The organism is Amycolatopsis sp. NPDC088138 (assembly GCF_044741685.1).
GTDB lineage: Bacteria > Actinomycetota > Actinomycetes > Mycobacteriales > Pseudonocardiaceae > Amycolatopsis.
Genome location: NZ_JBIUTB010000008.1, coordinates 484,840 through 494,597, shown reverse-complemented (window position 1 = coordinate 494,597; position 9,758 = coordinate 484,840). Strand labels below are relative to the sequence as shown.

At 72.5% G+C, this 9,758-nt stretch carries 8 protein-coding genes; 3 read left to right on the top strand and 5 right to left on the bottom strand.

The features are described from left to right. Positions 1–81 precede the first annotated feature (81 nt). Genes ACIOD2_RS43025 through ACIOD2_RS43010 form a run of 4 tightly spaced genes read right to left on the bottom strand, consistent with a single transcriptional unit; the run spans position 82 to position 6,089 of the window. Complete coding sequence (locus ACIOD2_RS43025; RefSeq protein WP_400551192.1) at positions 82–1,521, bottom strand: MFS transporter; 1,440 nt, start codon at positions 1,519–1,521, stop codon at positions 82–84. Then, positions 1,518–2,453: a R2-like ligand-binding oxidase gene (locus tag ACIOD2_RS43020; RefSeq protein ID WP_400551619.1), complete on the bottom strand. Its 936-nt coding sequence runs from the start codon at positions 2,451–2,453 to the stop codon at positions 1,518–1,520. Before ACIOD2_RS43020 ends, ACIOD2_RS43025 begins: the two co-directional genes overlap by 4 nt. Before the next feature lie 8 nt (positions 2,454–2,461). Then, the gene (locus tag ACIOD2_RS43015) at positions 2,462–4,042 is read right to left on the bottom strand and encodes a CocE/NonD family hydrolase (RefSeq protein WP_400551190.1); all 1,581 of its coding nucleotides are present in this window, start codon (positions 4,040–4,042) and stop codon (positions 2,462–2,464) included. 58 nt (positions 4,043–4,100) lie between these two features. After that, entirely contained in the window at positions 4,101–6,089 is a 1,989-nt protein-coding gene (locus ACIOD2_RS43010; protein WP_400551189.1) for an MMPL family transporter, read from the bottom strand. 385 nt (positions 6,090–6,474) lie between these two features. Here ACIOD2_RS43010 and ACIOD2_RS43005 point away from each other — a divergent pair, with 385 nt between their 5' ends. From ACIOD2_RS43005 to ACIOD2_RS42995, 3 genes are read left to right on the top strand one after another with little or no spacing between them, the layout of a single operon-like run. Further along, positions 6,475–7,719, top strand: a complete 1,245-nt coding sequence (locus ACIOD2_RS43005) for a helix-turn-helix domain-containing protein (protein WP_400551618.1) — start codon at positions 6,475–6,477, stop codon at positions 7,717–7,719. 52 nt (positions 7,720–7,771) lie between these two features. Next, positions 7,772–8,569 (top strand): thymidylate synthase, encoded by a 798-nt coding sequence (locus ACIOD2_RS43000; protein WP_400551188.1) that lies wholly within the window; start codon positions 7,772–7,774, stop codon positions 8,567–8,569. After that, the gene (locus ACIOD2_RS42995) at positions 8,566–9,024 is read left to right on the top strand and encodes a dihydrofolate reductase (protein ID WP_400551187.1); all 459 of its coding nucleotides are present in this window, start codon (positions 8,566–8,568) and stop codon (positions 9,022–9,024) included. The genes ACIOD2_RS43000 and ACIOD2_RS42995 overlap by 4 nt, the downstream gene beginning before the upstream one ends. Here the strand turns inward: ACIOD2_RS42995 and ACIOD2_RS42990 are convergent. Then, on the bottom strand, positions 9,021–9,686 hold the full coding sequence (locus ACIOD2_RS42990; protein ID WP_400551185.1) for a hypothetical protein: 666 nt from the start codon (positions 9,684–9,686) through the stop codon (positions 9,021–9,023). The genes ACIOD2_RS42995 and ACIOD2_RS42990 overlap by 4 nt on opposite strands. Positions 9,687–9,758: the final 72 nt, after the last annotated feature.

Below are 9,758 nucleotides of genomic sequence, written 5' to 3'. Positions count from 1 at the left end.
GCGTCGGAGTAATTCGAGGTGATGCGCCGAAAGCGCCGATCCTCACCTTCGAGAAACTGTATTTCGGCCTAACTCGGAGTGTCAATCACCGCGAACGCGGTACTCATCGGGAAACGGAGAACCGCCGGTCGTGATTGTCACCGCGGGAAGGACTTTCCGGGCCCGGAACACCGTCAGGGCCAATACCGCCCCGGCGAGCTCGAGGCCGGCGGCGACGAGCAGCCCGGCCGTGTAGCCCGCGGCCAGCGCGGGGCCGGCGGCGGCGCCCGCGTCGAGCCGGGCGGCCCGTACCGCGGTCAGCACCGCGCCGACGAGCGCGACGCCGAGGGCGCTGGACAGCTCCCGCGACGCCGTGAGCAGGCCGGACGCGGTCCCGGCGTGCCGTTCGGCCACGACTTCCAGGGCATGCGAGGTCAGCGGCGTGGTCAGGGCCGAACCGGCGCCGATCAGCACCAGCCCGGGCGCGCGCGGCAGCACCTCGGGGATGTGGTTGACCAGCGCGACGGCGAGCAGCCCGAGGGCCACGACGACGAGCCCGGCCCCGACCGTCCGATGCGGACCGAAGCGGGTCACCGCCCAGGGCACCAACGGTGTCGCGGCCATGATCGCGACGGCCACCAGCACCAGCGGGAGCCCGGCCTGCACCGGGCTGAGCCCGAGGGACTCCTGGTGCAGCAACGGGGTGAAGAAGAAGACGCCCGAGACGCCCAGGCCCCACAGCAGCTGCACGGCCAGCGCGCCGACGAACACCCGCTGCCCGGTCAGGTCCGGCGCGACCAGGCGTTCGCGGGCGCGGCGCTCCCGGACGGCGAACCAGGCGAGGAACCCGAGCCCGCCCGCGGCCAGCACCGACGGGACGACGTCACCGGTGCGCGTGTCGTCACCGAACTCGACCAGCGCCACGGTGAGCAGCACGAGCCCGGCCGTCACCAGCGTCATCGACCCGATCGCCGGGCGGCCGCCACCGGTGCCGCGGCGGGCGCGGGCCGTCACCGGCAGCAGCGCCAGCATCACGGCCACGAACGGCAGGTTGACGAAGAAGATCCAGCCCCAGCCGAGGTATTCGCTGAGCAGCCCGCCCAGCGTCGGGCCGAGCGCCAGGGCGATGGCCAGGCTCGCCGTCCAGATCGTGGCGCCGACGGCCCGCCCGCGCGCGTCCAGGTTGGTCCGGAGCAGGCTCAGCAGGCCGGGCACCAGGAACGCGGCCGCCAGGCCCTGCAGCACCCGCGCGCCGACCAGCACCCACGCGGACCCGGCCAGCCCGCCGACCGCCGCGCCGAAACCGAACGCGAGCAGCCCGGCCGACAGCGTCCGGCGCTGGCCCCAGCGGTCGACGAGCGTGCCCGCGACCAGCAGGAGGCTCGCGAACGGGAGCATGTAGCCGATGCTCACCCACTGCAGGGCGGAGAGGCCCAGCGAGAGGTCCCGGGCGATGGACGGCACCCCGGCCGCGACGATGTTGTTGTCCAGGGTGGTGACGAACGCGCCCAGCGCGACCACGACCAGCGTCGCGCCTTTCACGACTCGGCCGCGTTGTCCTCGTCGAGGAAGTCCTCCTCGAGCCGTTCCGGGCTGTAGTCGAGGTCGATGGACGCGACCGGCATCCCGCGGGCCGCTTCGATCGCGCGCAGGCGGCGCATCGCGTGGTCGGCGGCGTACTCCATGACGCCGTCCAGCCGCAGGTCGAACGGGTCGCCGTCGAGCCGGGCGGTCGTCCACTCGATCTGCGCGATGGCGTGCGGCAGCAGGGCCTGCATCTCGTCCTGCACGATCTGCCAGTTGCGGTCGTCGGCCGCGACGTGGCGGCGGCAGGTGAACGTGCCCCAGGCCATGTGCCGCCGTTCGTCGTCACCGATCCGGCGGATCAGCTCCTGCATGCCGGGCAGGATCCCGTGCGCCCGGCAGGCCCGGTTCCACACGAAGTACCCGGTCAGCGCGAGCACGCCTTCGACGACGTGGTTGTAGACGACGGACGCGCGGATCTGGTTGGCGGGACTGGGATCCTCCCGCAGCCGGCCGAGCGCGGTGGGCAGCGCGTCGTAGAAGATCGCGCGGTAGCCCGGGTTGTCCTCGACGTGCTCGTGCAGGTTGCCGGTGACGCCCACGGCGTCGAGCCAGAGCCGGAACACCTGCGTGTGCTTGGCTTCCTCGAAGCAGAACTGCGTCAGGTACATCTCGTCGGCGAAGCGGCCCTCGGCGCCCATCGCGGCGAGGAACGGCTGGATGTCGTGCGTGACGGCCTCCTCGCCGCCGGCGAACTGCGCGCACAGCATGGTCGCGGCGAAGCGCTGCTGGTCCGACAGCGCGGCCCAGTCCACGGCGTCCTGGGTGAAGTCCAGGTCGGCGGGGTTCCAGAACTTCGCGTTGCCCTTGGCGAACAGCCGCAGCGGCAGGACTTCCCAGTTGAGCCCGCCCGCGCGCAGCGCGGTGAACTCCTCGCGGGTGCCGGGCATGGTTCCGGTCACGGCGTCACTCCAGTCTTCCGCACGGGTACGTCCAGCCACGACGGGTCGGCCGCCGTCGAGACGAAGCCGAGCCGTCCGTCGCCGGTGTTCCAGTCCAGGAACAGCGGATCCTTCGAGTCGACGACCAAAGCCAGGTGGTGGCCGGCGGCGACGGTGTAGGCGGTCGGCGAGAAGTCCAGGTCGACCGGCTGCGGCTGCCCCGGCGTCGCGTGTTTCCAGCTGTAGGGCAGGTAGTTGACGAGGCTGCCGGTGCCGAGCGGGTCGACGTCGTAGACGTAGGCGACGACCGTTCCGGCGGCGGCGGGCGGCACCACCGTGAGGTGGGCACGCAGTGACCCGCGCAGCTGGGTGGCCGCCTTGACCGGCGGCTGGGTCCAGACCGCGCCGCTGCCCCGGTCGACCTGCCACAGGAACGCCGTCGGCGGGTTCCCGCTCAGCGCCTCGAGACTGTAGGTGGCCAGCGGGATCCCGCCGTTCGCGACGGTGTCGCGGTTCGCCGCGATGCTGCCGGTCCAGGCGGCGGGAGCGGTCTGGAGCGTGTCGCGGCCGAGGTAGGACCGCGTCGGCGGCGCGGCGAACGACGGCCAGTCCGGCTGGTACTCCGGGCGTTGCATGCCGGGACGGGCCCGGGTGACGACCGGCGGCTCGCTCTCGATCGACGTGTCGGTGCCGGCGACGTGGGCGTCGAACCAGCGGTAGACCGACGTCCAGGTGTCGCTGGGCAGGCCCAGCAGACCGCCGGACTCGGACGCGGCGTGGTCGCCCGGCACGAACTCGGCGCGCTTCGGGCCGACGAGTCTTTGGTAGAAATCGGCCAGCTGGCCGGGCTGGAAGACCGTCTCGCTCCAGGTCTGGATGGCCAGCACGGCCGGGTGGTTCGCGTTGATGCGGTCCACGTAGGACAACGGTGAGCGCGGCCGGGACCAGTCGATCACGGCCTGCGAGTCGGCGTCGGAGATCGCCGGTTCGAGGAACTTGTTCAGCATGGTGTCGGTCTCGGGGCTGAGCGTGCCGTTGGCCTTGCCCGACAGGTAGAGCACGAGCCCGGCGAGGCCGTGGCGGGTGTCGTTCTGGGTCAGCGAGGCGACCAGGTCCGCCCAGCCGCTGAGCGAGGCGACGGCCTTGATCCGGGCGTCGAACCCGGCCGCGATCAGGCCGATCCCGGCGCCGTAGGACACCCCGCCGACGCCGATCCGGGCCGGGTCGGCGGCCGTGTGGGCCAGCGTCCAGTCGATGACCGTGGAGACGTCGGTGATGTCGTCCGGCCCGGCCACCTCGACCGCTCCCCCGGACTCGCCGAACCCGCGGGCGCCGTAGGAGATCACCACGTAACCGCGGTTCGCCAGGTCACGGGCCGGGATGATGTTCTGCGTGCGGCCGCCGCCCCAGGCGCCGATCAGGACGGCGAGCGGGTGCGGCCCCGGCGACGACGGCTGCATCACCATGGCGCCGAGGGTGATGCCCCCGGTCGCGGGCACGTCGGCGAAACTGGTGGCGAATCCCTCGCTCGCCGCGACGCCCGGGAAAAGAGCGGCGGTCACGGCGATGACCATGGCGGCCGCACCGGCGCGAATCATTTCGGTGGTCTCCTTTCACCGGGTGGTTTCCGGAAACTAACAACGGCGCGGAATCGGATCAATGGTCGCTCGAGGTCAGGACTTCGCGCTTGTCATCCGGCACAGGAATTGTGCGGGAACGGTGCTCACGCGGACGCAACCGCCGCGGGAACCACCAGTTCGCCTCACCGAACCGGACCATCACCGCGGGCACGAGCAGGCAGCGGATCAGCACGGCGTCCAGGAGCACGGCGGCCGTCAGCCCGACCCCGGCTTCGCGCACCACCCGCGCGTCCACGAACGCGAACGAGACGAACACCAGCGCCATGATCAGCGCGGCGGCGGTGATGGTCCGCCCGGTCGACACGAGCCCTTCGACGATCGCCCCGCGGGTGTCCGCTCCGCGGCGCCACTCCTCCTGGATCCGCGCGATGAGGAAGACCTCGTAGTCCATCGACAGCCCGAACAGGCCCGCGAACAGGAACACCGGCAGGTACGGCTCGACGGGCGCGCCGAACACCCACACCACCACGCCGGTGGTCGCGGCGGCGGTGAGCAGGTTCATCACCGCCGCGGTCAGCGGGATCAGGACACTGCGGAACACCCAGGCGAGCACCAGCACCGAGATGCCGACGACGCTGAGCAGGAACAGCGGCAGGCGGCCGGTGATCGCGGCGGCGAAGTCGGCCTGGGTGGCCACGACGCCGCCGAGGTGGACGTCCGGCCCGGCGACCGCGCGCAGCCAGCCGAGCAGGTCGGCGGTGGCGGGGTCGTCCGGCGCGGTCCGCGGCACGGCCGTCAGCACCGTGACGGATCCGGGCAGGTAACCCGGCGGGCCGACGTCGGCGCGGGTGAGCACGGTCTGGCGCAGTGTCTCCGCCGCGGCGTGGTCGAGGTGGCCGACCAGGAGGATCGGCCCGTTCGCGCCCGGCCCGAAGCCGTCTTCGAGCAGTTCCGCGGCGAGCTCGGTGACGCTGCCCGGCGGGTCCAGCTCCGCGCCCGGCACACCGAGCCGCAGGCCGGTCATCGGCAGCGAGAGCACGGCGACGGCCAGGACGGCGGCCGCCGCGTAGGGCGCCGGCCGGGCGGTCACCGACTTCGCCAGCCGCGTCCAGAGCCCGCCGGGACGCGCCGGGCGGACGCGCATCCGCCGTCCGAGCAGCCGCAGCAACGCGGGGAACAACGTCAGGGCGGCGAACATCGTCAGCAGCACGGAAACCGCGGCGGCGACGGCGATCCCGTCCAGGAACGCCATCCCCACGGTGAACATGCCGAACAGGGACACGCACACCGTCACCCCGGCGAAGACCACGCTGCGGCACGACGTCCTCGCGGCGGCCGCCAGCGCCTGTTCGGCGACCAGGCCGTCCTGGATCCCCTGCCGGTAGCGGGTGAGCACGAACAGCGCGTAGTCCACGCCGACGCCGAGCCCGAGCAGCGCGGCGATCTCGGTGCTGATCTTCGGGACGGTCATGACGTGCGACAGCAGCGCGACGACCGCGAGCGCGCAGCCCACCGACGCCGACGCCGTGAGGACCGGGAGCAGCACGCAGGTCAGCGAGCCAAACGCCACCAGCAGCACGACCGCGGCGGCGACCAGCCCGATCCCGGCGTTGCCGAGGTCCGGCGCGGCCGCGGTCATCGCGGCGAGCGGCCCGGACGCCCCGGCCGGCACCCCGGCGTCCCGCACGACGCCGGCGAAGTCGTCGGCCACCGCCTGGCCCAGCGCCTCGGCCCCGGCGTCGAACCGGACGTCCAGCACCGTGACGCGGTGGTCCTCCGAAACCGGGCCGGGATCGACCGAGACCACGTGCGGCACGGTCCGCAGCCGGCTCGCGAGCGCGCCGACCCGGGTGTGGTCGACCGACCGGACCACAACGCGCTCCTGGTCCCCGGTCACGCGCAGCAGGTCCGCCGCCACCGAGCTGTCCGCGGCGGGCAGGGCGACCGTGTCCCGGTAGGCGACCCCGGTGTGCAGCGCGCCGAAGACGAGCCCGCCGAGCGCCACCAGCCACAGGGCCACGACCCACGGCGCCCGCCGGAAACACCACGCCACGAGCGCCGTCATCCTGTTCTCCCCGGTCGTGAACAGCGGAAACAGCTGATCACGCTAACAACCGGGGCGCGGGCGAAGATACCGTCCGAGCTCACAAATCGGCCCGGCAAACCCCGTCCGTAGGTGAGTGTCCACTTGTCCGGGGACTTTGTCGGATGGTGACAAGTTCCGCCGTCCGGGCGTTCGCGTTGCGACAGGGCCTCACCCGCACACAAGATCAACGGTTGCCAAATCGGACCGCGTGTGAGTACATGGCGTGCGCGTCTGGTGTCGGAGCGTCAGGCGCCACGTGAGCACGCGGTGTGTCACGCGGACTTCACCGGGGAAGTCGCCGCCGTCGTGCGTCAAGGGGTGACCAGTGACGCGGACGACCGGAGAGCGGACGGTTTCGCACGGCGTGGAGCACCTGGTCCCGCAGCCGCGCAACGCCGGTCAGGCGCGGCGGCTCTGGGGCTCCCTGCCTCCCGAGATCGCGCGGCGGTTCCGGCCGCACGCCGACCCGGTCGCCCGGCGGATCCTCGAAGAGATCCAGCGGGCCGTGCCCGAGTACGCCAAGCCCCTCGAAGGCGAGTTCGGCAAGGTGATCGTGCTCGCGATCGAGCGGGCGGTCGTCAGCTGCATCGACACCGTCGAAGAGCGGGAGTCCACACAGGACGACTGGCCGCGGCTGTTCGTCGAGGTCGGCAAGCGGGTGTACCACGACGGCGGGAGCCTGAACTCGCTGCAGGCCGCCTACCGCGCCGGCGGGCGCGCGGCGTGGCGCTACGTCTCGCAGTTCGGTCAGGTGCACCGGCTCCCGGCGGCGATCCTCTGCGTCGGCGCGGAGGCCATCTTCGCTTACGTGGACGAGATTTCGTCGTACTCGGTGCACGGTTACACCCTCGCCCAGGCGCGGGCGACGGGCACGCTCGAACGCCGGCGCAGACGGCTGCTCGAACTGCTCCTGGCCACCCCGGCGTCCGCACCGGCCACGGTGGCGACGACGGCGAAGGCCGCGAAGTGGGAGATCCCGGAGTGGGTCACCGTCGTCGTGCTCGAACCCCGTGACGAGCAGCACCTGCCGGCCGCGCCCCAGCTGCCGGACGACGTGCTGCTCGACCTCGAAGGCAGCGAGCCCTGCCTGCTGACCCCGGACCCGGACCGCGACCTGCCCGCCCTCGAAGGCCGGCTGCCGGGCTGGCGCGCCGCGGCCGGCCCGCGCGTCCGGCCGGCCGAGGCGGCGACGTCCCGGCGCTGGGCCCGCAGCACCCTCGACCTCGTCCGGCGCGGCCTCGTCGAGGACCGGGCGGTGACCCACAGCTCGGACCACCTCTCGACGCTCTGGCTGCTGCTGGACCGGTTCCTGCTCGACCGGCTCTCCGACAAGGTGCTCGCGCCGTTCGCGTCCCTCACGGTCAAGCAGCAGCTCAGGCTGGCCGAGACGCTGCTGAGCTGGCTGGAGCACAACGGGAGCACCCCGGACATCGCGCAGGCGCTCGGCATCCACCCGCAGACGGTGCGCTACCGCGTCGGGCAGCTCACGGGCCTGTTCGGCGACCGCCTCGCGGACCCGTTGCAGCGGCTGGAGATGCAGATGGCGCTGCGCGCCCACCAGCTCCTCGGCACGCGGCCGCCGGAGGAGTCCTCCGACGACGAAGCGTGATCGGCCCGGCCCTTGCGCCATTCGGCGCAGCCGCTCGTTTACGCTCCAGGGCATGCCTGACACGCAGTACGAAGACCTGCTCCGCCACGTGCTCGCCACCGGCGCCCGCAAAGCGGACCGCACCGGCACCGGCACGCGGTCGATCTTCGGCCACCAGCTGCGTTACCGGCTGTCCGACGGTTTCCCGCTGATCACCACGAAGAAGGTCCACTTCCGCTCGATCGCCTACGAGCTGCTGTGGTTCCTGCGCGGCGACTCGAACGTCAAGTGGCTGCAGGAGAACGGCGTCACGATCTGGGACGAGTGGGCCGCGCCGGACGGCGAGCTCGGCCCGGTCTACGGCGTCCAGTGGCGGTCGTGGCCGACCCCGGACGGCGGGCACGTCGACCAGATCGCCGAGGTGCTGCGCACGCTGCGCGAGAACCCCGACTCGCGGCGGATCATCGTGTCCGCGTGGAACGTCGCCGACATCCCGCGGATGGCGCTGCCGCCGTGCCACGCGTTCTTCCAGTTCTACGTCGCCGACGGCGAGCTCTCCTGCCAGCTCTACCAGCGCAGCGCGGACCTGTTCCTCGGCGTGCCGTTCAACATCGCGAGCTACGCCCTGCTGACGCACATGATCGCCGAGCAGGCCGGCCTCGGTGTCGGCGACTTCGTGTGGACGGGCGGCGACTGCCACGTCTACGACAACCACGTCGAGCAGGTCCGAACGCAGCTTTCCCGTGAGGCGCGGCCGTTCCCCGCGCTGAGCCTGCGGCCGGCGGACAGCCTGTTCGACTACACCTACGACGACATCACGGTCGAGGGCTACGACCCGCATCCCGGCATCAAGGCGCCGGTGGCGGTGTGATCGGGCTCGTCTGGGCCCAGTCGGCCGGGGGTGTCATCGGCCGCGACGGCACGCTCCCCTGGCACCTGCCGGAGGACCTGAAGCACTTCCGCACCCTGACCGCGGGCGCGACCGTCCTCATGGGACGCCGGACGTGGGAGTCGCTGCCGCCGCGGTTCCGGCCGCTGCCGGGCCGGCGCAACCTCGTGCTTTCGGGCACGCCGCAGGACGGTGCCGAGACGTTCCCCGACCTGGCGCAGGCTCTCGCCGCGGCGGCCGGGGACGTCTGGGTGATCGGCGGCGCGGCGGTGTACCGGGCCGCGCTGCCGTTCGCGGACCGGATCGTCGTCACCGAGCTCCGGGAGTCCTTCGACGGCGACACGCACGCCCCGGACATGGCCCGGCCGCCGGACTCTGCCGGGGCGTGGCTGGAGTCCTCGACCGGGCTGCACTACCGGTTCCTGACCTGGGGCTAGCGGAGCCGGCCCGCACCGCCGCTCGCGCACCAGAGCGCGGTCGGCTTGACGAGCGCGAGGGTCAGCGTCGCCCCGGCCGGAACGAGGACCAGCAGGAGGCCGACGATCGCGCCGCCAAGGTACACACCGCCGACGCCGCTGCCCAGGTGCCAGAGGCCGGCCGCGTTGAGCACGACCGACAGGACGGTCACCAGGATGGCGAGCCCGCTGCCGACGATGGTGAGCATGCGCCCCGCCGGCTTGCGCAGGAACAGCAGGATGCCGCCCGGCAGCAGCGTCCCCGCGACCAGCACGACCTCGACCAGGTCGAGGATGTTCTGCCAGTACAGGCCGGGGATCTCCACCAGCACCACGATGCTGCCGATCAGGGCGAGCAGGTTGAACAGCCCGCCCAGCACCGCGAGCACCCCCGCGGTGATCGCGGTGGCCCCGCTCGGCTTCGGCTGCTGCATCCCGTACCCCGGCGCCGGGTAGGGCGCCTGCGGGTAGGGCTGACCGGGGTACGGCTGCGCCGGGAAGCCGCCCGACGGCGCCGGGTACGGCTGCTGCCCCGGATAAGGCTGTTGTCCCGGATAAGGCTGTTCCCCCTGGTAGGGCTGCTGGCCGGGATAGGGTTGCTGGCCCGGGTACGGCGGCTGGCCGGGGTTCGGCGGGTACGTCATGGCGGCCTCGGTTTCGACGTTTCGACGGACCGCCCCCCAACGGTGCGCCACCTCGCGTCGGCGGCTACGGCC